At 54.6% G+C, this 22,286-nt stretch carries 20 protein-coding genes; 14 read left to right on the forward strand and 6 right to left on the reverse strand.

Features of this window, described 5'->3' with window-relative positions; genetic code table 11:
* The first annotated feature begins 47 nt into the window (after positions 1–47).
* A complete protein-coding gene (gene yhdP / locus OGX93_RS14355) occupies positions 48–3,848 on the forward strand; it encodes an AsmA2 domain-containing protein YhdP (protein ID WP_104868124.1) in 3,801 nt (1,266 codons plus the stop codon).
* 185 nt (positions 3,849–4,033) lie between these two features.
* A complete protein-coding gene (gene tldD / locus OGX93_RS14360; protein ID WP_104868125.1) occupies positions 4,034–5,479 on the forward strand; it encodes a metalloprotease TldD in 1,446 nt (481 codons plus the stop codon).
* Between the two features lie 102 nt (positions 5,480–5,581).
* Here the strand turns inward: tldD and aaeR are convergent, their stop codons facing one another.
* Positions 5,582–6,511 carry an HTH-type transcriptional activator AaeR gene (aaeR, locus tag OGX93_RS14365; protein ID WP_049010571.1) on the reverse strand — a complete coding sequence of 310 codons (930 nt, stop codon included), beginning with the start codon at positions 6,509–6,511 and terminating at the stop codon, positions 5,582–5,584.
* Between the two features lie 183 nt (positions 6,512–6,694).
* On the opposite strand from aaeR, the gene aaeX reads away from it, so the two are divergent.
* The 5 genes from aaeX to OGX93_RS14390 all read left to right on the forward strand — a co-directional run bounded on the left by aaeX (position 6,695) and on the right by OGX93_RS14390 (position 11,655).
* Positions 6,695–6,898: a p-hydroxybenzoic acid efflux pump operon protein AaeX gene (gene aaeX, locus OGX93_RS14370; protein ID WP_000051840.1), complete on the forward strand. Its 204-nt coding sequence runs from the start codon at positions 6,695–6,697 to the stop codon at positions 6,896–6,898.
* Between the two features lie 7 nt (positions 6,899–6,905).
* Positions 6,906–7,838: a p-hydroxybenzoic acid efflux pump subunit AaeA gene (gene aaeA, locus OGX93_RS14375; protein WP_012135375.1), complete on the forward strand. Its 933-nt coding sequence runs from the start codon at positions 6,906–6,908 to the stop codon at positions 7,836–7,838.
* Positions 7,839–7,843: 5 nt separating this feature from the next.
* Positions 7,844–9,811, forward strand: coding sequence for a p-hydroxybenzoic acid efflux pump subunit AaeB (aaeB, locus tag OGX93_RS14380; RefSeq protein WP_012135374.1), 1,968 nt, complete (start codon positions 7,844–7,846; stop codon positions 9,809–9,811).
* A 90-nt stretch (positions 9,812–9,901) separates the two neighbouring features.
* Positions 9,902–11,350: an NAD-dependent succinate-semialdehyde dehydrogenase gene (locus OGX93_RS14385; protein WP_115608784.1), complete on the forward strand. Its 1,449-nt coding sequence runs from the start codon at positions 9,902–9,904 to the stop codon at positions 11,348–11,350.
* 29 nt (positions 11,351–11,379) lie between these two features.
* Positions 11,380–11,655 (forward strand): barstar family protein, encoded by a 276-nt coding sequence (locus OGX93_RS14390; protein WP_047460936.1) that lies wholly within the window; start codon positions 11,380–11,382, stop codon positions 11,653–11,655.
* A 61-nt stretch (positions 11,656–11,716) separates the two neighbouring features.
* Here OGX93_RS14390 and yhcN read toward each other — a convergent pair whose 3' ends face one another.
* Positions 11,717–11,980 carry a peroxide/acid stress response protein YhcN gene (gene yhcN / locus OGX93_RS14395; protein ID WP_012135371.1) on the reverse strand — a complete coding sequence of 88 codons (264 nt, stop codon included), beginning with the start codon at positions 11,978–11,980 and terminating at the stop codon, positions 11,717–11,719.
* A gap of 377 nt (positions 11,981–12,357) precedes the next feature.
* On the reverse strand, positions 12,358–12,828 hold the full coding sequence (gene argR, locus OGX93_RS14400; protein ID WP_012135369.1) for a transcriptional regulator ArgR: 471 nt from the start codon (positions 12,826–12,828) through the stop codon (positions 12,358–12,360).
* 436 nt (positions 12,829–13,264) lie between these two features.
* Between argR and mdh the strand changes: the two genes are divergently transcribed.
* On the forward strand, positions 13,265–14,203 hold the full coding sequence (gene mdh / locus OGX93_RS14405) for a malate dehydrogenase (RefSeq protein ID WP_012135368.1): 939 nt from the start codon (positions 13,265–13,267) through the stop codon (positions 14,201–14,203).
* Positions 14,204–14,350: 147 nt separating this feature from the next.
* Here mdh and degS read toward each other — a convergent pair whose 3' ends face one another.
* From degS to zapG, 3 genes are all read right to left on the reverse strand, one after another.
* Positions 14,351–15,418, reverse strand: a complete 1,068-nt coding sequence (gene degS / locus OGX93_RS14410) for an outer membrane-stress sensor serine endopeptidase DegS (RefSeq protein ID WP_012135367.1) — start codon at positions 15,416–15,418, stop codon at positions 14,351–14,353.
* Positions 15,419–15,509: 91 nt separating this feature from the next.
* Entirely contained in the window at positions 15,510–16,877 is a 1,368-nt protein-coding gene (gene degQ / locus OGX93_RS14415; RefSeq protein WP_286449096.1) for a serine endoprotease DegQ, read from the reverse strand.
* A gap of 168 nt (positions 16,878–17,045) precedes the next feature.
* Positions 17,046–17,444 carry a Z-ring associated protein ZapG gene (zapG, locus tag OGX93_RS14420; RefSeq protein ID WP_042292056.1) on the reverse strand — a complete coding sequence of 133 codons (399 nt, stop codon included), beginning with the start codon at positions 17,442–17,444 and terminating at the stop codon, positions 17,046–17,048.
* Between the two features lie 192 nt (positions 17,445–17,636).
* Here zapG and zapE point away from each other — a divergent pair, with 192 nt between their 5' ends.
* The 6 genes from zapE to nanR all read left to right on the forward strand — a co-directional run bounded on the left by zapE (position 17,637) and on the right by nanR (position 22,264).
* Positions 17,637–18,761, forward strand: a complete 1,125-nt coding sequence (gene zapE, locus OGX93_RS14425) for a cell division protein ZapE (RefSeq protein WP_286449095.1) — start codon at positions 17,637–17,639, stop codon at positions 18,759–18,761.
* 302 nt (positions 18,762–19,063) lie between these two features.
* Positions 19,064–19,492: a 50S ribosomal protein L13 gene (gene rplM / locus OGX93_RS14430; RefSeq protein WP_000847556.1), complete on the forward strand. Its 429-nt coding sequence runs from the start codon at positions 19,064–19,066 to the stop codon at positions 19,490–19,492.
* A 15-nt stretch (positions 19,493–19,507) separates the two neighbouring features.
* Complete coding sequence (gene rpsI, locus OGX93_RS14435; protein ID WP_000829818.1) at positions 19,508–19,900, forward strand: 30S ribosomal protein S9; 393 nt, start codon at positions 19,508–19,510, stop codon at positions 19,898–19,900.
* Positions 19,901–20,215: 315 nt separating this feature from the next.
* Positions 20,216–20,854 carry a stringent starvation protein SspA gene (gene sspA, locus OGX93_RS14440; RefSeq protein ID WP_012135361.1) on the forward strand — a complete coding sequence of 213 codons (639 nt, stop codon included), beginning with the start codon at positions 20,216–20,218 and terminating at the stop codon, positions 20,852–20,854.
* Between the two features lie 5 nt (positions 20,855–20,859).
* On the forward strand, positions 20,860–21,360 hold the full coding sequence (gene sspB / locus OGX93_RS14445) for a ClpXP protease specificity-enhancing factor (protein WP_012135360.1): 501 nt from the start codon (positions 20,860–20,862) through the stop codon (positions 21,358–21,360).
* A gap of 115 nt (positions 21,361–21,475) precedes the next feature.
* A complete protein-coding gene (gene nanR, locus OGX93_RS14450) occupies positions 21,476–22,264 on the forward strand; it encodes a transcriptional regulator NanR (RefSeq protein ID WP_012135359.1) in 789 nt (262 codons plus the stop codon).
* Positions 22,265–22,286: the final 22 nt, after the last annotated feature.

Below are 22,286 nucleotides of genomic sequence, written 5' to 3' on the forward strand. Positions count from 1 at the left end.
GGATAACGGGTTTGTGAGTCACATTTTTGGCAGACAAGGAGAGACGCGTGAGGCGATTGCCGGGGATATTACTGCTCACTGGAGCCGCGCTCGTCGTCGTCGTTGCGCTGCTGATCAGTGGATTGCGCCTTGCGCTCCCCCATCTGGATAGCTGGCGCCCGGCGATCCTCAGCAAAATTGAATCTGCCACGGGTATTCCTGTTGCCGCCAGCCAGTTGCATGCGAACTGGCAAACCTTTGGCCCCACGCTTGAAGCCCGGGACATCCATGCCAGTTTGAAAGATGGCGGCGAGCTTTCAGTAAAGCGCGTCACGCTGGCGCTGGATGTCTGGCAAAGCCTGTTGCACATGCGCTGGCAGTTTCGCGATCTCACCTTCTGGCAACTGCACATCCGCACCAATACGCCGATCCAACGCAGCGACAGCGACGAAGGCATTGAAACCAACCGTATTAGCGATCTTTTCCTGCGTCAGTTTGATCACTTCGATCTCCGGGACAGCCAAATTAGCTTTCTGACCTTATCAGGCCAGCGAGCCGAACTGGCGATCCCGCAGCTTACCTGGTTGAACGGCAAAGACAGGCACCGCGCGGAAGGTCAGGTCAGCCTCTCCAGCCTGACCGGGCAGCATGGCGTGATGCAGGTTCGTATGGATCTGCGTGACGACGACGGGCTGCTGAACAACGGTCGGGTCTGGCTACAGGCCGACGATATTGACGTGAAGCCGTGGCTGGGCAAATGGATGCAGGATAACGTGGCGCTGCAAACCGCGCGCTTTAGTCTGGAAGGCTGGATGACGCTCACGAAAGGCGAAGTCTCCAGCGGCGATATCTGGCTTAAGCAGGGCGGCGCGAGCTGGCAGGGCGATAATCATTCGCACACGCTTTCCGTTGATAACCTGACCGCGCACATTACGCGCGAACAGCCGGGCTGGCAGTTTTATATTCCTGACACGCGTATCACGCTGGATAGCAAACCCTGGCCGCGCGGCGCGTTAACGCTGGCCTGGGTGCCGGAACAAGAAGTTGGCGGTCAGAACAACATACGCAGCGATGAATTGCGTATTCGCGCCAGCAACCTTGAACTGGCCGATATGGACGGGCTGCGTCCGGTGGCGGCGAAACTCTCGCCTGCGCTGGGCGACATCTGGCAGGCCACACAGCCACGCGGAAAAATAGACACTCTCGCGCTGGATATCCCGCTACAGGCGACGGAGAAAACGCGTTTCCAGGCGTCGTGGGATAACCTCGCCTGGAAGCAGTGGAAGCTCTTACCGGGCGCGGAACACTTCTCCGGCACCTTGTCCGGCAGCGTGGAAAACGGCGCGCTGACCGCCTCGATGCAGCAGGCCGAAATGCCGTATGAAACCGTCTTTCGCGCACCGCTGGAAATTGAAAGCGGCGTGGCGACGCTCACCTGGCTGAAGAATGACAAAGGGTTTCAGCTGGACGGGCGCAACATCGACGTGAAAGCGAAAGCCGTACATGCGCGCGGCGGTTTTCGTTATCTGCAACCCGCCGGAGAGGAGCCCTGGCTGGGGATTCTGGCGGGGATCAGCACCGATGACGGTTCACAGGCCTGGCGTTATTTCCCGGAAAACCTGATGGGCAAAGAGCTGGTTGATTACCTTAGCGGCGCGATTCAGGGCGGCGAAGCGGATAACGCTACGCTGGTGTATGGCGGCAATCCACATCTTTTCCCCTACAAACATAATGAAGGTCAGTTTGAAGTGCTGGTGCCGCTGCGTAACGCGAAGTTTGCTTTCCAGCCTGACTGGCCCGCGCTGACCGACCTCAACATTGAGCTGGACTTCCTGAACGATGGCCTGTGGATGAAGGCGGATAGCGTCAATCTGGGCGGTGTTAAGGCCAGCAATCTGACCGCGATCATCCCGGACTATGCCAAAGAAAAGCTGCTGATTGATGCCGATATCAATGGGCCGGGTAAAGCGGTCGGCCCGTATTTTGACGACACGCCGCTGAAAGATTCTCTCGGTGCCACGCTGGAGCAGCTCCAGATTGACGGCGATGTGAATGCTCGCTTACATCTTGATATTCCGCTGGATGGCGAGCTGGTCACCGCCAAAGGGGATGTCTTGCTGCGTAATAATAGTTTGTTCATTAAGCCGCTCGACAGCACGCTGAAGAACCTGAGCGGTAAGTTCAGCTTCAACAACGGCAATCTTAAGAGCGAACCGTTAACGGCAAACTGGTTTAATCAGCCGTTGAACGTGGATTTCTCCACCAATGAAGGGGAAAAGGCCTATCAGGTCGACGTCAACCTTAACGGCAACTGGCAGCCGGGCCGTATGGGCGTGCTACCTGCGCAGGTGAACGATGCTATAAGCGGCGGTATGGCGTGGAACGGTAAAGTGGGCATTGCGCTTCCTTATCACTCTGGTGCGACATACAACGTAGAACTGAAAGGCGACCTGAAGAATGTGAGCAGTCACTTACCGTCACCGCTCGACAAGCAGGCCGGGGAATCCTTGCCGGTGAGCATTAAGGCTGACGGTAACTTGCGTGGCTTCGCGCTGACCGGCAGCGCCGGGAAAAATAATCACTTTAACAGCCGCTGGCTGCTGAATCAGAAACTGACGCTGGATCGGGCGATCTGGACAACGGATAGCCGCACCACGCCGACATTGCCTGACCGACAAGGCGTTGAGCTTAATCTTCCGGCAATGGATGGCGCAGAGTGGCTGGCGCTGTTCCAGAAAGGCGCGGCGGATAACGTTGGCGCAAAGACCAGTTTGCCGCAGCGCGTGACGCTACGAACGCCTTCGCTGTCGCTGGGCGGGCAACAGTGGAATAACCTGAGCATTGTCTCTGAGCCGTCGCTGAATGGTCAGAAGATCGAAGCGCAGGGGCGCGAGGTTAACGCCACGCTGGCGATACGCAATAATGCCCCGTGGCAGGCGAACATCAAATACCTGTATTACAACCCGAGCGCGGCGAAGCGTACAGACGGCGCGCAGGCGACCTCGCCGTTCTCCTCCCTTGAGCGAGTCAGTTTCCGCGGCTGGCCTGATGTGCAGTTACGCTGCGTCGAATGCTGGCTGTGGGGGCAAAAATATGGGCGTATTGACGGCGACGTCGCGATTCAGGGAAATACGCTGACCCTGAGTAACGGGCTGCTGGATACGGGCTTCTCCCGGCTGACGGCTGAGGGTGTCTGGGTGAACACGCCGGGTAGCGAGCGCACGTCGCTGAAGGGGAAACTGCGCGGCCATAAAATTGATGCCGCAGCGGGATTCTTTGGCGTTTCGACCCCCATCCGCAACGCCTCGTTTAACGTGGACTATGACTTACACTGGCGTAACCTGCCCTGGCAGCCGGATGAGGCTTCCCTTAATGGCATTTTACGTACCCGCCTGGGGAAAGGTGAAATTACCGAGCTGAGCACCGGTCATGCGGGGCAGCTTCTGCGTTTGCTGAGCTTTGACGCACTGCTGCGTAAGCTGCGTTTTGATTTTAGCGATACGTTCAGCGACGGTTTCTACTTTGACTCTATTCGCAGTACGGCGTGGATCAAAGACGGTGTGATGCACACTGACGATACGCTGGTGGATGGGCTGGAGGCCGACATCGCCATGAAAGGTTCTGTCAATCTGGTGCGTCGGGAACTCGATATTGAAGCCGTCGTCGCACCGGAAATCTCCGCCACGGTAGGGGTTGCCGCCGCGTTTGCGGTGAACCCGATTGTCGGGGCGGCGGTATTTGCCGCGAGTAAAGTGTTGGGGCCGTTGTGGAGCAAAGTCTCCATTCTGCGCTATCGCATCACGGGCCCGGTAGACAAACCGCAGATTAACGAAGTCCTGCGCCAGCCGCGTAAAGAAAGCCAGCAATGATTTGACGGGGGCGAGTAATTGCCCCAATCTCAGTAAATAGAAATGAATGACGAACTGCAAAAGCCGGATGGCGCTGCGCTTATCCGGCCTACATAACTTCTACCGCAGTCCGGCATTGAAGCGCCTGATGGCGACGCAGGCGCGTCTTATCAGGCCTACAACAGTAACTAACGAGTAGCAAAACGATGAGTCTGAACCTGGTAAGTGAACAATTGCTAGCGGCGAACGGCCTGAACCATCAGGATTTGTTTGCCATTCTGGGCCAACTGGCCGAACGCCGTCTCGATTACGGCGATCTCTATTTTCAGTCGAGCTATCACGAATCCTGGGTTTTAGAAGATCGCATCATCAAAGATGGTTCTTACAATATCGATCAGGGCGTTGGCGTGCGCGCTATCAACGGTGAAAAAACAGGGTTTGCCTATGCCGATCAGATCAGCCTGCAAGCGCTGGAGCAGAGCGCGCAGGCCGCGCGTACCATCGTACGCGACAGCGGCGACGGCAAAGTAAAAACACTGGGCGCGGTAGAGCACCCGATGCTTTATACCGCTATTGACCCGCTACAGAGCATGAGCCGCGAAGAGAAACTCGACATTCTGCGTCGCGTGGACAAGGCGGCGCGTGAAGCCGACAAGCGCGTACAGGAAGTGACGGCCAGCCTGACCGGCGTGTATGAGCTGATTCTGGTGGCAGCGACCGACGGTACGCTGGCGGCGGATGTGCGCCCGCTGGTGCGTCTGTCTGTCAGCGTGCAGGTAGAGGAAGACGGTAAACGCGAGCGTGGCTCCAGCGGCGGCGGCGGTCGTTTTGGTTATGACTTTTTCTTAAGCGATTTGGACGGTGAAGTACGCGCCGATGCCTGGGCGAAAGAGGCGGTGCGCATGGCGCTGGTGAATCTGTCGGCGGTTGCCGCTCCGGCGGGAACATTACCCGTTGTGCTGGGCGCGGGCTGGCCTGGCGTGCTGCTGCACGAAGCGGTAGGCCACGGACTGGAAGGGGATTTCAACCGTCGCGGTACGTCGGTGTTCAGCGGCCATATCGGTGAACTGGTCGCATCTGAGCTGTGTACCGTGGTTGATGACGGCACGATCGCCGATCGCCGTGGTTCGGTCGCTATTGATGATGAAGGTACGCCGGGCCAGTACAACGTGTTGATTGAAAACGGCATCCTGAAAGGGTACATGCAGGATAAACTCAACGCGCGTCTGATGGGCGTTGCGCCGACCGGTAACGGACGTCGTGAATCATATGCGCATCTGCCGATGCCGCGTATGACTAACACCTATATGCTGGCCGGGAAATCCACGCCGCAGGAGATTATCGAGTCTGTGGAATACGGTATCTATGCGCCTAACTTTGGCGGCGGGCAGGTGGATATCACCTCCGGGAAGTTTGTGTTCTCGACTTCAGAAGCGTACCTGATCGAAAACGGTAAGGTGACGAAACCCGTGAAAGGGGCGACGCTGATTGGTTCTGGTATCGAAGCGATGCAGCAGATCTCTATGGTCGGGAACGATCTGAAACTGGATAACGGCGTTGGCGTCTGCGGTAAAGAAGGGCAGAGTCTGCCGGTAGGCGTGGGCCAGCCGACGTTAAAAGTGGATAACCTGACCGTGGGCGGCACCGCGTAAAGTCGTTTTGTCGGCCCGATACGCCATTGCGTTATCGGGCATTTTGCCGGGCGCGGCGTGAACGCCTTATCCGGCCTGCCTGTTCTGTAGTCGGGCCGTTGATCACTTCTCTTTCCCTCGACCGTACATTCCCTGAAATAACTGCGCGACATCGACAAAATAGTCTGTCAGATAGTTAATCACCACCTGCACCTTCAGCGGCAACTTATCTTTTTCGGTATACAGCGCGTAAACCGGGCGTGGATCGGACTGGTAGCGGGGCAGCAGGATCTCCAGCTCTCCGCTGTTGATCTCATTGATCACCCACATCAACGGAACGTAGGCGATCCCGGCGCCTGCGGTCAGCCAGCGGCTGAGCGTCATCGGATCGTTGGTGACGAAGCGCCCTTGTGGGATCAGCCGGGTGGAGATCCCTTCCGGCGCAATCAACTCAAACTCGTTATCCGGGCGCACGCTGTATTCCAGCCATGAGTGATTGCTGAGGTCGGCGGGTTTTTCCGGCACGCCAAATTGCGCGAGATAGCTTTTGGCGGCGCACACCACCATCGGCATTGCCCCCAGACGGCGTGAAAACAGGCTGGAGTCCTGCAACGCACCGACGCGGATCACCACGTCCAGACCATCGGCGATCAGGTCCGGCGCCGGGATGCCGGTCACCAGGTTAACCGTCAGGCCAGGGTACTCTTTCAGCATTTTGGCCGTTAACCCGGCGAGGACATTTTGTGCCATGGTTGAAGAACAACCAATTCGCAAGGTGCCGATAGGCGTGTTGTTGAAGGCATAAAGCTGCTCATGGACATCCTGCACTTCGTGCAGCATCCGACGGCAACCCTGATAATAAATTTTACCGGCTTCGGTCAGCCCAATGCTGCGCGTACTGCGGTTTAGCAGCTTAACCTGTAGCTCATCTTCCAGTTTTGCCACGGTCTGGCTGATAGAGGAAACGCTCATTTGTAGCTGTCTGGCAGCAGCGGTAAAGGAGCCAAATTCAACGACTTTGGCGAACACCGACATGCGTTTTAATCTTTCCATTATTCACTCTGGCTTAAAAGTGATTTAGATCACATATTATAGATAACAGCATAACAGTTACGTTAATATATTATTATTCAAATAACCGCTATGCCGCTCTCGCCTGGCTTTCCACGCCCTTCCCTGCGGTGGCATTGGCTGAAAACTGTATCGCCTGCACTCTCTTTATAAATCAAGGTCAACATGAGTCTGTTTCCCGTTATCGTGGTGTTTGGTCTCTCCTTCCCACCGATATTTTTCGAATTGCTTTTGTCACTGGCGATTTTCTGGCTGGTGCGCCGGATGCTGGTTCCAACCGGCATTTATGACTTCGTCTGGCATCCGGCTCTGTTTAATACCGCGCTGTATTGCTGCCTGTTCTATTTAATATCGCGCTTGTTCGTTTGAGGTAGAAGTGAAAACACTAACAAGAAAACTCTCTCGTACGGCCATCACGCTCGTACTGGTCATTCTGGCCTTCATCGCAATTTTCCGTGCCTGGGTCTATTACACCGAGTCGCCGTGGACGCGTGACGCGCGCTTCAGCGCCGACGTGGTTGCCATTGCGCCAGACGTCGCGGGCCTTATCACCAACGTGAGTGTGCATGATAACCAGCTGGTGAAGAAAGACCAGATACTGTTCACCATCGATCAGCCGCGCTATAAAAAAGCCCTCGAAGAAGCGGAAGCTGATGTTGCCTACTACCAGGTGCTGGCACAGGAAAAACGTCAGGAGGCTGGCCGCCGTAACCGCCTTGGCGTCCAGGCGATGTCGCGTGAAGAGATCGATCAGGCCAATAACGTTCTGCAAACCGTATTACATCAGCTTGCCAAAGCGCAGGCGACGCGCGATCTGGCAAAATTAGACCTCGAACGTACCGTGATTCGCGCCCCTGCTGACGGTTGGGTCACCAACCTGAACGTCTACACCGGCGAGTTTATTACCCGTGGCTCAACGGCGGTTGCGTTGGTGAAACAGCACTCTTTCTACGTGCTGGCCTATATGGAAGAGACCAAACTGGAAGGCGTCCGTCCAGGCTATCGCGCAGAGATAACGCCGCTTGGCAGTAACAAAGTGTTGAAAGGCACCGTTGACAGCGTGGCGGCTGGGGTCACTAACGCCAGCAGCACGCGTGACGCCAAAGGGATGGCGACCATCGACTCTAATCTGGAGTGGGTACGTCTGGCGCAGCGTGTTCCGGTACGTATCCGTCTGGACGATCAGCAGGACAACCTGTGGCCTGCCGGGACAACCGCAACCGTTGTGATTACCGGCAAGCAGGATCGAGATGAAACACAGGACTCCTTCTTCCGTAAAATGGCGCACCGTCTGCGCGAGTTTGGTTAATCACCATGGGTATTTTCTCCATTGCCAACCAGCATATCCGCTTTGCGGTAAAACTGGCATGCGCCATCGTCCTGGCGCTGTTCGTTGGCTTTCACTTTCAGCTTGAGACGCCGCGCTGGGCGGTGCTGACCGCCGCGATTGTCGCCGCAGGTCCGGCATTCGCTGCCGGTGGGGAACCCTATTCCGGCGCGATTCGCTATCGCGGGATGCTGCGTATCATCGGGACATTTATTGGCTGTATCGCCGCGCTGACCATTATCATCACCATGATTCGCGCGCCGTTATTAATGATTCTGGTGTGCTGTATCTGGGCGGGATTTTGTACCTGGATCTCCTCGCTGGTACGGGTTGAAAACTCCTATGCATGGGGGCTGTCCGGGTATACGGCGCTGATCATCGTCATTACCATTCAGGCGGAGCCACTACTGACGCCGCAGTTCGCGGTTGAACGTTGCAGCGAGATCGTGATTGGTATCGTCTGCGCCATTATGGCGGATCTGCTCTTTTCGCCGCGTTCAGTGAAACAGGAAGTGGATCGTGAAGTCGACGGCCTGCTGGTGGCGCAATACCAGCTGATGCAGCTGTGTATTAAGCACGGCGACAGTGAGGAAGTGGACAAAGCCTGGGGCGATCTGGTGCGGCGGACGGCGGCGCTGGAAGGCATGCGCAGCAATCTCAATATGGAGTCATCGCGCTGGGGGCGCGCCAACCGCCGCCTGAAAGCGCTGAATACGCTCTCGTTGACGCTGATCACCCAGTCCTGTGAAACATACCTGATTCAGAACACTCACCCGGAGTTGATCACCGATACCTTCCGCGAGCTGTTCGAAACGCCCGTCGAAACCGCGCAGGACGTACATAAACAGCTTAAGCGGATGCGCCGCATCATCGCCTGGACAGGCGAACGTGAAACGCCCGTAACCCTTTACACCTGGGCCGGTGCGGCGACGCGCTATCTGCTGCTAAAGCGCGGCGTGATTGGCAACGCCAAAATCAGCGTGACGGAAGAGGAAGTGTTGCAGGGCGAGCCCGTCGTGAAGGTGGAATCTGCCGAGCGCCATCACGCGATGGTTAACTTCTGGCGTACCACGCTGTCCTGTGTGCTGGGCACCTTATTCTGGCTGTGGACGGGCTGGACGTCGGGAAGCGGCGCGATGGTGATGATTGCGGTCGTCACGTCGCTGGCGATGCGCTTACCCAACCCGCGCATGGTCGCAATCGACTTTATTTACGGGACGCTGGCGGCGCTGCCGTTGGGTCTGCTCTATTTTTTAGTGATCATCCCGAATACGCAGCAAAGCATGTTGCTGCTGTGTCTGAGCCTGGCGGTGCTGGGATTCTTCCTCGGGATCGAAGTCCAGAAACGGCGGTTGGGTTCGATGGGGGCGCTGGCCAGTACCATTAACATCATCGTGCTGGACAACCCGATGACCTTCCACTTCAGCCAGTTCCTTGACAGCGCGCTCGGGCAGATTGTGGGGTGCATGATGGCGTTTATCGTCATTCTGTTAGTTCGTGATAATTCACGCGACAGAACCGGACGTGTGCTGCTTAACCAGTTCGTTTCCGCAGCGGTGTCTGCGATGACCACCAACGTTGTGCGCCGTAAAGAGAACCACCTTCCGGCGCTGTATCAGCAGTTGTTCTTGTTAATGAACAAATTCCCGGGCGACCTGCCGAAGTTTCGTCTGGCGCTGACGATGATCATTGCGCACCAACGTCTGCGTGATGCGCCCATCCCGGTCAATCATGATTTATCTGCTTTTCACCGCCAGCTCCGGCGTACGGCCGATCATGTGATTTCAGCCGGAAATGACGATAAGCGTCGGCGCTACTTTGGACAACTGCTGGATGAGCTTGATGTCTATCAGGAAAAATTGCGAGTCTGGGAAGCGCCGCCGCGGGTGACGGAGCCGGTAAAACGGCTATCCGGCATGTTGCACAAATATCAGCACGCCTTGACGGATAACTAACACTCAGGAGCCGACGCCAAAAGCGTCGGTTTTTTTGTGGCTATACTTATCTGACGTGCGGAAAACATGACATCAGGAGGAGAAAGAACCATGCAAACGCTCCAGGACAACGAACTTTTTCAGACGGGATATCTGGTTGATGGACTTTGGAAAACGCTGGATAACACCTTTGATGTTCTTAATCCGGCAACCGGTGAAACGATAGCCGCGGTTGCCAAAGCCGGTAAAAAAGAGACCGAAGAGGCGATTGCGGCGGCGGCAAAAGCCTTCCCTGCCTGGCGGGCCAAAACGGCAAAAGAGCGCTCGGCCATTCTGTATCGCTGGTATGAACTGATCATTGAGCATAAATCCTGGCTGGGCCGTCTGATGACCACTGAGCAGGGGAAGCCGTTGAAAGAGGCGGAAGGCGAAGTGGAGTACGCCGCCAGTTTCATCCAGTGGTTTGCTGAACAGGCGAAGCGGGCAAATGGCGAAATAATCCCGCCGATCAAACCCGGATCGCGGATCTTTGCCACCCGTGAACCGATTGGCGTCGTGGCGGCGATTACGCCGTGGAACTTCCCGATGGCAATGTTGACCCGTAAATTAGGCCCGGCGCTGGCGGCAGGCTGTACGGGGGTCATTAAACCGGCGAATAACACGCCGCTTAGCGCATTCGCCCTACTGACGCTGGCGAAGAAAGCTGGCGTACCTGACGGCGTGTTGAACGCCGTCGCGGGCAATACCCCAGAGATCAGCGACGCCATTATGGCCAGCCACGAGGTGCGCAAAATCTCCTTTACCGGATCGACCGCCGTTGGGAAAACGCTGGTGCGTAATGCGGCTGACACGATGAAGAAAGTCTCGATGGAACTGGGGGGCAATGCGCCGTATATCGTGTTTGACGATGCGGATATTGACGCTGCGGTACAGGGGGCGATCGCCAATAAATTCCGCAACGCGGGGCAGGTGTGCGTCAGCGTTAACCGTTTCTATATCCATGAGTCGGTCTATGACGAATTTACCCGCAAGCTGGCGGATGCCGTACAAAAACTGAAGGTCGGAAATGGTCTGGAGGAGGGCGTGATCGTCGGCCCGCTGATTGAACCGGCGGCCGTCGATAAAGTGCGTGAGCATGTTGAGGACGCTATCGCAAAAGGGGCGAAGGTGCTGGCAGGCGCTAAAGTGCATTCGTTAGGCGGGAATTTCTGGCAGCCCACCGTACTGGGCGACTGTAGCGATGGGATGAAACTGGCCAGTGAAGAGACCTTCGGGCCGGTCGCGGCCTGCTTTCGTTTTACCAGTGAAGACGAGGTCATTCAGCGCGCCAACAATACGCCGTTTGGCCTGGCGGCTTACTTCTACACGCAAAATTTACAACGCGTATTCCGTGTTTCCCAGGCGATTGAAAGCGGCATGATTGGGATTAATGAATGCGCCGTATCAACCGAGTTGGGGCCATTTGGCGGGGTGAAAGAGTCGGGTCTGGGGCGTGAAGGATCGGTGCTGGGGCTTGAAGAGTTTCTGGAAGTGAAGACCCTGCACATCGGCGGCCTGTAATGTGACTGCGTCGGGGATGGTGGCTGGCTATGAACATCTATACCTTTGATTTTGATGAAATAGAAGACCAGAACGATTTTTACCGCGAGTTTACGCGGATGTTTGGCCTTGCCAGAGAGAAAGTCGGCGATCTTGATTCTCTATGGGATACTCTCATGAGCGAGGTGCTGCCATTGCCGCTGGAGATTGAGTTTGTTCATCTGCCGGAAAAACTGCGCAGGCGCTACGGCGCGCTGATTTTGCTGTTTGATGAAGCAGAAGAGGAACTGGAAGGACAGCTGCGGTTTAATGTTCGCCATTCGTGACGACAAACATAAAAAAGCCCCCGGCAGTCGGGGGCAAGTCGTCGGACTAGACGACGAGGGTTTATTTGTAAAGTTCTGCCGTAGCGTGCCAGTTGTCGCCGCTACGTGCTTCAGTAATCTGATAGGCGGATGCGCCGTTCGCTTCTGCTTTTTTGTTCAGCATTTCATGCATATCCATCGGGGAAGAACCGATAGCGCTTACGGAAACAGAGCCGATAGCCTGACGGCCTTGCGCTTGTTCTGCGTTGATGGATTCGGCTGCGAATGCGCCAAAAGAGAGAACAGACAGAACGCTTAATGCTGCAACAGTAGTTTTGATTTTCATGATTTTTACCTCGTCGAATTCTTTTATTAGGGTCTGTGTTTCGTGACCCTCATCACAAAATCAAGTATACACTAATCACGCGATTAATTAATACCACGCTAATGGTTTCATGGGTTATTGTGTGTTAACGATTTGTTTTTTTATAACCGTATGGAATTAAAAACGTGTTAAAAAGCGTGTGATTAAGATTAAATGTAATAAAATCATAAGGATATGAAATTTTGCAATTTGTGCGTTTTTTCCATTGCACATTCACCATGTAAATGATTTTTGACGGTTAAACGCACTATTTGTTAAGTGACAGACAGTGAAAAATGACGGCGGAAGAGGTGACGGCAGTTTTTTTCCCCGTCGCGCTTAACGACGGGGAGAAGGGATTACAGCTCTTGTTCGAACAGTTCCAGAATGGCTTCGTACAGATCTTTCACCGTAAAGCCATTCGCGGGAGTGGTGAAAATGGTGTCGTCACCGGCAATGGTCCCGAGGATGCCTTCCGCTTTCCCCAGCGAGTCCAGCAGACGCGCAATCAGCTGTGCGGCGCCAGGACTGGTATGGATCACCACAACAGCATCGTTGTAGTCGATATCTAACACCAGATTCTTTAAAGGGCTGGAGGTGGTTGGCACGCCTAGCTCAGCCGGGAGACAGTAGACCATCTCCATTTTTGCGTTGCGAGTACGCACCGCGCCGAACTTGGTCAGCATGCGCGAGACCTTGGACTGGTTGATGTTATCAAAGCCCTGATCCTGTAACGCGAGGACGATTTCGCCCTGTGAACTGAATTTTTCTTCTTTGAGTAGCGCTTTGAACGCCTTGACTAATTCTTCTTGTTTAGCCGAGCTTCGCATAAGTCACCCGTAATATGAGGATGGAAACAACATTATTATGCATACAGATGAATTTTTATGCAAACAGTCTGCCTCACCGGAGGCTGAAATAATGTTATGAAAGAGCGGAATTCTATCAAATTCCGTTATCAAGAAACATGCCTGCGTCACGGCGCGCAAATAAGCTTAAAAGTAAATTAAATGTTATCAAATTGATGTTGTTTTGGAGAGGCAGTAGAGTATATTGTCAGCACCTGTTGGAAAGTTGTTCTGTGGTTCAGGCGCTTTTGAATTACGTAAATTAGCTTTTCTATTACGTAAGTTAAATGCATAAAAGCCAAATTTGCGTGACTACGCATTCTTGACGCGTGGTGGTTGTATTCATTGGATTTGTGAATTATGGTCGCCGCCGCGGAGCAACAAACACTTAGCTTATCAATATAATAAGGAGTTTAGGATGAAAGTCGCAGTCCTCGGCGCTGCCGGCGGTATCGGCCAGGCGCTTGCACTACTGTTAAAAACCCAACTGCCTTCAGGTTCAGAACTCTCCCTGTACGACATCGCTCCAGTGACCCCAGGTGTGGCCGTTGACTTGAGCCATATCCCTACAGCAGTAAAAATCAAAGGTTTCTCCGGCGAAGACGCGACCCCGGCGCTTGAAGGCGCAGACGTCGTACTGATCTCGGCTGGCGTGGCGCGTAAACCGGGTATGGATCGTTCCGACCTGTTTAACGTCAACGCAGGTATCGTGAAGAACCTGGTACAACAGATCGCAACGACCTGTCCGAAAGCCTGTGTGGGCATCATCACCAACCCGGTGAACACTACCGTCGCTATCGCTGCTGAAGTGCTGAAAAAAGCAGGCGTTTACGACAAGAACAAACTGTTTGGCGTGACCACGCTGGACATCATCCGCTCCAACACCTTTGTCGCGGAACTGAAAGGCAAACTGCCGACCGACGTTGAAGTTCCGGTTATCGGCGGTCACTCTGGCGTGACCATTCTGCCGCTGCTGTCGCAGATCCCGGGCGTCAGCTTCACCGAGCAGGAAGTGGCTGACCTGACCAAACGTATCCAGAATGCGGGTACGGAAGTGGTTGAAGCGAAGGCTGGCGGCGGATCGGCAACCCTGTCTATGGGTCAGGCTGCTGCGCGCTTTGGTCTTTCTCTGGTGCGCGCGCTGCAAGGCGAGAAGGACGTGGTGGAATGTGCCTACGTTGAAGGTGACGGCCAGTATGCGCGCTTCTTCTCTCAGCCGCTGCTGCTGGGTAAAAACGGCGTGGAAGAGCGCAAGTCTATCGGCAAACTGAGCGCGTTTGAACAGAATGCGCTGGAAGGTATGCTGGATACGCTGAAAAAAGATATCGCCCTGGGCGAAGAGTTCGTTAACAAGTAAGCGCTTTTGTGCAGGCCGGATAAGACGCGTTTGCGTCGCCGTCAGGCCTGGCGATAATGCCGGATGGCGGTGTAAACACCTTATCCGGCCTACAAGTTAACCGAGACACAGTAAAAAACCGGAGATGACTCCGGTTTTTTTATTACGTTAATTTGTCGCCGGGTATTCCTGAATGGTGACCTGGAGCGTCAGCTTTTTATCGTCACGCATCACAATCACCGGGATCACCGAACCTGGACGTATTTCAGCAACCTGATCCATGGTCTCCAGAGCGGAAACGGCAGGTTTGTTGTTGACTGAAATGATCACATCATTGACCTGAATACCCGCCTGCGCAGCCGGGCCATCCGGCGACACTTCATTGACCACAATCCCCTGGATTTGATCCATCCCGGCGCCCTGCGCATGCAGCGGCGCGATTTCCCGCCCACCGATGCCGATATAACCGCGAATCACGCGACCATCGCGGATCAGCTTATCCATAATCTTGGTCGCTAACTGGAACGGGATTGCAAAACCGATCCCTTCCGGCGTCTCGCCGTCGTTACTCTTATCAAATGACAGGGTGTTAATGCCCATCAGTTCGCCCAGCGAGTTAACCAGCGCTCCGCCGGAGTTACCGTGGTTGATGGAGGCGTCCGTTTGCAGGAAGTTTTGTCGTCCGGTCGGGTTCAGACCGATACGCCCGGTGGCGCTGATGATCCCCTGAGTAATGGTCTGCCCCAGGTTATACGGGTTGCCAATGGCCAGAACCACATCACCAATATGCGGTGAGCGTTTCGTGTTGATCGGGATTGTCGGCAGACCGCCCGTGGCATTAATCTTTAACACCGCCAGGTCCGTCAGCGTATCCGAACCAACCAGCAGCGCTTCAAACACGCGTCCATCCTGTAGGGCGACGATGATCTGATCCGCATCGTTGATCACATGCTTATTGGTGATGATGTAACCGCGCTGATCCATGATCACGCCCGATCCCAGCGTGCGGATCTCAAGCTGATTATGCGTGGTGCTGTTCATACTGCGGTTATAAACGTTGACGACGGCAGGCGCGGCGCGGCGAACCGCCGAATTATAGCTGGCTGGCGTCTCATCCGCGCTGTCGAATTGCGGTGTGGTCAGGGTATTTATTTTGCGCAGCGAGGGCATGGCCGCCAACAGAATGGCACCCACAATAAGACCAATTGCGACCGAACGTAAGATCTTCACAAACATGATGGAGGCGTCATTAAAAAAGGGAACGGCAGCAGCATACCACGAGTTAACCGGACATCGCACGTGGGGCTGATGTCCGGTTAACGATGACTTAACGCAGGAGCAGGTAAATGTTCTCGTTACCGCGTACGACCTGTAGCGCAATAATCGACGGTTTCGCTTCCAGCACTTTGCGCATTTCCGCAATCGAGTGCACGCGATCGCGGTTAACGCTAATGATCACGTCATCTTTGTGCAAACCGGCCTGGGCGGCGGGACTGCTTTTTTCAACGTTATCAATTTTGATGCCTTTATTGCCGTCTTTTAACTGACCATCGCTCAGCGTTGCGCCCTGCAATGCCGGGGCGATCATCTCCGCGCTGGCGGAGGATGACGTGCTGGTGTCGAGGGTGACTTCGATTTCCAGCGGTTTGCCGTCGCGTAACAGACCGAGCTTCACTTTCGTGCCGGGTTCCGTCGTTGCGATGCGTGAGCGCAGTTCGGCAAAGCTGCTCAGCGGCTTGCCGTTGAGACTGGTGATCACGTCGCCGGATTTCACACCCGCTTTCGCGGAACCTGAACCCGGGAGCACTTCGCTGATGAACGCCCCGCGCTGTACATCCAGCTTGAAGGCTTTGGCGATATCGGCGGTCAATTCCATGCCTTTAATTCCCAGCAGGCCGCGTTTAATTTCACCAAACTGAATCAGCTGTTGCGCCAGCGTGCGCGCCATATTACTCGGAATCGCAAACCCAATGCCGATGCTACCGCCGCCAGGTGCCAGAATAGCGGTGTTGATGCCGATCAGCTCGCCGTTGAGATTCAGCAGCGCGCCGCCGGAGTTGCCACGGTTAATCGAGGCGTCGGTTTGAATAAAGTTTTCCAGTCCTTCCAGATTCAGCCCGCTCCGGCCAAGCGCGGAGACAATGCCGGAGGTGGCGGTTTGCCCCAGACCAAACGGGTTGCCTACCGCGACGGCAAAGTCGCCGACGCGCAGTTTGTCGGAGTCGGCGATGGCGATTTGCGTCAGGTTGCTGGCGTTCTGGATTTGCAGCAGCGCGATGTCGCTCTGGTCGTCGCTGCCGATCAGTTTAGCGTCAAACTCGCGTCCGTCATTTAACTGAACGCTGATCTTCTGTGCCTGATTAATGACATGGTTATTGGTCAGAACGTAGCCTTTGGCGGCGTCAATGATGACGCCCGATCCCAGCCCTTCGAACGGCTGAGAGGGTTGATCAGGCAACTCGTCGCCAAAAAACTTTTTAAACTCTTCTGGAACCTTCTGACTTTGGGTCGCGGTTCCCTCAACCTTCACGCTAATCACGGCCGGCAGCACTTTTTCCAGCATTGGCGCGAGACTAGGGAGCGCCGCCTGACCGGGAATCTGCGCGGGTATCGATGCGACGGCCTGAAACGGTGCCGAGAGCGTTAATCCGACACTTAACGCTAATGCACTTAACAACGGGGTTTGTTTTTTCATGGAGCCTGCTCTCGTACCTTGAGTGAACGGAAAGACGATTCAAAACAGTTTGATGTTATTGAATTTTCGGCCTGGTAACAATGAGGTTAATGACTAAATAATAGCTGGGACAGGAGAGAAGAGACGGGCGCAATCGCTGCGCCCGAAAAATTTCTTAACGATGTGCGATTAGTCGCGTTTTGCGCCACTACGCAGCAGGCCGGAAGCGCCTTCGGAATAGTCACGCGGCATCTGAACCGGCGCCTGATCGTTACTGGCTTCAGACTCCGCCAGACGGTTACGGAACGGGTTCGATTCCGCAGACAGTTCCGGCAGCAGGCTGCTGGAGCTTTTCGCCATGTGCTGATACAGCTGACGATAATCATGCGCCATGGTATCCAGCAGCTCGGCGCTGCGGGCAAAGTGGCTGACCAGCTCTTCACGATACTCTTCCAGCTCAGCTTTATTCTTTTCCAGTTCGTACTGCAATGCCTGCTGTTGGCGTAATTTACGATTACCAAAACGCATGGCTACGGCACCAATGATGATACCGACGACTAACCCAATTAGCGCATATTCCCAGGTCATGAACATCTCCCGTTGTCTTTTGTTTCCGTAGGGTGTTGGCTTTAGGCTCCATGCCTGCGCCTGATTATGCCACTATAACCGCTAATCCCGTAGAAGTGGAATCCCGTGTTTATATCACGTAATGTAGAACGGCCTTTTTTTCGTCAGCCGTGAACGTCGGCACATCGATTTTCAAGGAATAACAATAACATCATGCAAAGCATTTCCCCCACATCGCGTTACCTTCAGGCCCTCAACGATGGCAGCCATCAACCCGACGACGTGCAAAAAGATGCGGTCAACCGACTGGAGTCGATTTACCAGGCGCTGATCGCTAAAACGCCTCCGGCGCCGCAAACCGGCGGACTGATGGCCCGTTTCGGTAAACTGCTTGGCAAACGTGAACCGTCAGCGAATGCGCCGGTGCGTGGCCTGTATATGTGGGGCGGGGTCGGGCGAGGGAAAACCTGGCTGATGGATCTCTTCTATCATAGTCTGCCGGGCGAGCGGAAACAGCGTCTGCATTTCCACCGCTTTATGCTGCGTGTGCATGAGGAGCTAACGGCGCTACAGGGGCAGACCGACCCGCTGGAGATTATTGCCGATCGTTTCAAAGCCGAAACGGATGTGCTCTGCTTTGATGAGTTTTTTGTTTCCGACATCACCGACGCGATGCTGCTTGGCGGCTTAATGAAAGCGCTGTTTGTCCGCGGCATTACCCTGGTGGCGACCTCGAACATCCCGCCGGATGAGCTGTACCGCAATGGCCTGCAACGTACCCGCTTCCTTCCGGCTATCGACGCTATCAAAGCGCATTGCGACATCATGAATGTGGATGCCGGGGTGGATTATCGTCTGCGCACGCTGACGCAGGCGCATCTGTGGCTTTCGCCGCGTAATAACGAAACGCAGCAACAGATGGATAAACTCTGGCTGGCGCTGGCCGGTGCGAAACGTGAGAATGCGCCAACGCTGGAGGTGAATCATCGTCCGCTACCGACGATGGGGGTGGAAAACCAGACGCTGGCGGTCTCCTTCATCACCTTATGCGTGGACGCTCGCAGCCAGCATGACTATATTGCGCTGTCGCGCCTGTTCCACACGGTTCTGCTGTTTGATGTACCGGTCATGACGCCGCTGATGGAAAGCGAAGCGCGCCGTTTTATCGCGCTGGTGGATGAATTCTACGAGCGCCATGTGAAGCTGGTGGTGAGCGCCGACGCGCCTTTATATGAGATCTATCAGGGCGAACGCCTGAAGTTTGAGTTCCAGCGCTGTTTGTCGCGTTTGCAGGAGATGCAGAGCGAGGAGTATCTGAAACGCTCGCATATGCCGTAGGCCGGATAAGGCGTTTCGCCGCCATCCGGCGCAGGTTGCCTGGTGGCGCTTCGCTTATCAGACCGGCAGAAATGCCCTGCACAAAACCCATTGCAAATCACAAAAAGGGGTCGATCTTTGCCCCTGACTTCTCTATAATCCTGCGACCCCACGTTACAAGAAAGTTTTTTTCCCAAAACTTTTTGTGTGCTGGCATTGGCTATTCGAAGGGGTAGGTTTGCCGGACTTTGTCGTGTGAACCTCAACAATTGAAAACGTTTGGGTGTTCACCAACGTGTAACTATCTATTGGGTAAGCTTTTAATGAAAACTTTTACAGCTAAACCAGAAACCGTAAAACGCGACTGGTACGTTGTTGACGCGACCGGTAAAACTCTGGGCCGTCTGGCTACTGAACTGGCTCTTCGCCTGCGCGGTAAGCACAAAGCGGAATACACTCCGCACGTCGATACCGGTGATTACATCATCGTTCTGAACGCTGACAAAGTTGCTGTAACCGGCAACAAGCGTACTGACAAAGTGTACTATCACCACACCGGTCACATCGGTGGTATCAAACAAGCGACCTTTGAAGAGATGATTGCTCGCCGTCCTGAGCGTGTGATTGAAATCGCGGTTAAAGGCATGCTGCCAAAAGGCCCGCTGGGTCGTGCTATGTTCCGTAAACTGAAAGTTTACGCTGGCAACGAGCACAACCACGCGGCACAGCAACCGCAAGTTCTTGACATCTAATCGGGATTATAGGCAATGGCTGAAAATCAATACTACGGCACTGGTCGCCGCAAAAGTTCCGCAGCTCGCGTGTTCATCAAACCGGGCAACGGCAAAATCGTTATCAACCAACGTTCTCTGGAACAGTACTTCGGTCGTGAAACTGCCCGCATGGTAGTTCGTCAGCCGCTGGAACTGGTCGACATGGTTGAGAAACTGGATCTGTACATCACTGTTAAAGGTGGTGGTATCTCTGGTCAGGCTGGTGCGATCCGTCACGGTATCACCCGCGCTCTGATGGAGTACGACGAGTCTCTGCGTTCTGAACTGCGTAAAGCTGGCTTCGTTACTCGTGACGCTCGTCAGGTTGAACGTAAGAAAGTCGGTCTGCGTAAAGCACGTCGTCGTCCGCAGTTCTCCAAACGTTAATGGGTTTCTGCTCCGGCAGATTACCATTGGCGAAAAAACCCGCTTCGGCGGGTTTTTTTATGGAAAAAATGCGCGTGTGTCCAAAGTAATCCTCTGATTGCCACCTCTTTTTCCCCATTTCCAGAATCGACTCACCACAAAGGTCACAAAATCTGGTAAACTATCATCCAATTTTCTGCCCAAATAACGGGTATTGTTCATTTTTTGTTTGCTTTTTGAACAATGATGACTTTTCCGCAGGCGGGTGACATAACTTCTGGCTGGCCACGCGGTGGCTGGTAGCAGTAAAAATTCTGAATATACCTGGAGGTTTTCATGGCTGTCGCTGCCAACAAACGTTCGGTAATGACGCTGTTTTCTGGTCCTACTGACATCTATAGCCATCAGGTCCGCATTGTGCTGGCGGAGAAAGGTGTTAGTTTCGAGATCGAGCATGTGGAGAAGGATAACCCACCTCAGGATCTGATTGACCTCAACCCGAGTCAGAGCGTACCGACCCTGGTGGATCGTGAGCTGACCCTGTGGGAATCTCGCATCATTATGGAATACCTGGATGAGCGTTTCCCTCATCCGCCGCTGATGCCGGTTTACCCGGTTGCGCGTGGCGAAAGCCGCCTGTACATGCACCGTATCGAAAAAGACTGGTACACGCTGATGAACGTCATCGTGAACGGGTCCGCTTCTGAAGCTGACGTTGCGCGTAAACAACTGCGTGAAGAGTTGCAGGCGATCGCGCCTGTGTTTGGTCAAAAACCGTATTTCCTGAGCGATGAGTTCAGCCTGGTTGATTGCTATCTGGCGCCGCTGCTGTGGCGTTTGCCGCAACTGGGTATTGAGTTCAGCGGTGCGGGCGCTAAAGAGCTGAAAGGCTATATGACCCGCGTCTTTGAACGTGACTCGTTCCTCGCTTCTTTAACTGAAGCTGAACGTGAAATGCGCCTCGGTCGGGGTTAATCAGTATGGATTTGTCACAGCTATCCCCACGCCGTCCATATTTGCTGCGTGCATTCTATGAATGGTTGCTGGATAACCAGCTCACGCCGCACCTGGTGGTGGATGTGACGCTGCCTGGCGTGCATGTCCCTATGGAATATGCGCGCGACGGGCAAATTGTTCTGAACATTGCTCCCCGTGCGGTTGGCAATCTGGAGTTGGCCAACGACGAAGTGCGTTTCAACGCGCGCTTTGGCGGCGTCCCGCGTCAGGTCTCCGTGCCGCTGGCTGCGGTACTGGCGATCTATGCGCGTGAAAACGGCGCAGGCACAATGTTTGAACCTGAAGCCGCTTACGATGAAGACGTCGCCAGCTTAAATGATGACGATGTAACGCCGGGCGCGGAGAGCGAAACGGTCATGTCCGTGATTGATGGTGATAAGCCCGATCATGATGATGACAACAATCCTGATGACGATCCGCCGCCGCCGCGTGGTGGTCGACCCGCATTACGCGTAGTGAAGTAACCAAGACAGACAGGCCCTGAGGGCCTGTTTTTTTTCACGCCTGCCACGATTTCACCCCACTTTCGATCCTGTGATAGGATGGCCTTAGTTGCTGTTTTCCTCGACGATTTACATAATGGACGCTATGAACGCATTTGATTCGCAAGCAGAAAATTCTCCGCCAACCATCGGCCGTAGTTTGCGCAGCCGTCCGCTGGCGCGTAAAAAACTGTCGGAAATGGTAGAAGAAGAGCTGGAGCAGATGATTCGTCGCGGTGAATTCGGCGAAGGGGAGCAGCTGCCGTCTGAGCGGGAGTTGATGACCTTCTTCAACGTGGGCCGCCCGTCGGTGCGTGAAGCGCTTGCCGCGCTCAAGCGTAAAGGTCTGGTGCAAATCAATAACGGTGAACGCGCCCGCGTGTCGCGGCCTTCTGCTGATACCATCATCAGCGAACTTTCCGGCATGGCGAAAGATTTCCTCTCGCATCCCGGCGGTATCGCCCACTTTGAGCAACTGCGCCTGTTCTTTGAATCAAGCCTTGTGCGCTATGCGGCGGAACACGCGACGGATGAGCAAATTGATCTGCTGGCGAAAGCCCTGGAGATCAATAGCCAGTCGCTGGACGATAACGCGCTCTTCATTCGTTCCGACGTCGAGTTTCACCGCGTGCTGGCGGAAATCCCCGGCAATCCGATCTTCATGGCGATTCATGTCGCGCTGCTGGACTGGCTGATCGCTGCGCGTCCTGCGGTCTCCGGGCAGGAGTTACATGAGCATAATAGCGTGAGCTATCAAGAGCATATCGCTATTGTCGATGCTATTCGTCGGCGCGATCCAGATGAAGCTGACCGCGCGCTGCAAACCCACCTCAATAGCGTATCCGCCACCTGGCACGCCTTCGATCAAAAGAAAAAATTGCGTTAGCGATCGCGATCCTGACGATCGT

Source organism: Citrobacter sp. CK195, assembly GCF_030333365.1.
GTDB lineage: Bacteria > Pseudomonadota > Gammaproteobacteria > Enterobacterales > Enterobacteriaceae > Citrobacter_B > Citrobacter_B koseri.

Bases quoted from the DNA above. Each gene is read 5' to 3' on its own strand.
- tldD (WP_104868125.1), top strand. From the start codon at position 4,034: ATGAGTCTGAACCTGGTAAGTGAACAATTGCTAGCGGCGAACGGCCTG.
- aaeR (WP_049010571.1), bottom strand. From the start codon at position 6,511: ATGGAAAGATTAAAACGCATGTCGGTGTTCGCCAAAGTCGTTGAATTT.
- aaeX (WP_000051840.1), top strand. From the start codon at position 6,695: ATGAGTCTGTTTCCCGTTATCGTGGTGTTTGGTCTCTCCTTCCCACCG.
- aaeB (WP_012135374.1), top strand. From the start codon at position 7,844: ATGGGTATTTTCTCCATTGCCAACCAGCATATCCGCTTTGCGGTAAAA.
- OGX93_RS14385 (WP_115608784.1), top strand. From the start codon at position 9,902: ATGCAAACGCTCCAGGACAACGAACTTTTTCAGACGGGATATCTGGTT.
- OGX93_RS14390 (WP_047460936.1), top strand. From the start codon at position 11,380: ATGAACATCTATACCTTTGATTTTGATGAAATAGAAGACCAGAACGAT.
- yhcN (WP_012135371.1), bottom strand. From the start codon at position 11,980: ATGAAAATCAAAACTACTGTTGCAGCATTAAGCGTTCTGTCTGTTCTC.
- argR (WP_012135369.1), bottom strand. From the start codon at position 12,828: ATGCGAAGCTCGGCTAAACAAGAAGAATTAGTCAAGGCGTTCAAAGCG.
- mdh (WP_012135368.1), top strand. From the start codon at position 13,265: ATGAAAGTCGCAGTCCTCGGCGCTGCCGGCGGTATCGGCCAGGCGCTT.
- degS (WP_012135367.1), bottom strand. From the start codon at position 15,418: ATGTTTGTGAAGATCTTACGTTCGGTCGCAATTGGTCTTATTGTGGGT.
- degQ (WP_286449096.1), bottom strand. From the start codon at position 16,877: ATGAAAAAACAAACCCCGTTGTTAAGTGCATTAGCGTTAAGTGTCGGA.
- zapG (WP_042292056.1), bottom strand. From the start codon at position 17,444: ATGACCTGGGAATATGCGCTAATTGGGTTAGTCGTCGGTATCATCATT.
- zapE (WP_286449095.1), top strand. From the start codon at position 17,637: ATGCAAAGCATTTCCCCCACATCGCGTTACCTTCAGGCCCTCAACGAT.
- rplM (WP_000847556.1), top strand. From the start codon at position 19,064: ATGAAAACTTTTACAGCTAAACCAGAAACCGTAAAACGCGACTGGTAC.
- rpsI (WP_000829818.1), top strand. From the start codon at position 19,508: ATGGCTGAAAATCAATACTACGGCACTGGTCGCCGCAAAAGTTCCGCA.
- sspA (WP_012135361.1), top strand. From the start codon at position 20,216: ATGGCTGTCGCTGCCAACAAACGTTCGGTAATGACGCTGTTTTCTGGT.
- sspB (WP_012135360.1), top strand. From the start codon at position 20,860: ATGGATTTGTCACAGCTATCCCCACGCCGTCCATATTTGCTGCGTGCA.
- nanR (WP_012135359.1), top strand. From the start codon at position 21,476: ATGGACGCTATGAACGCATTTGATTCGCAAGCAGAAAATTCTCCGCCA.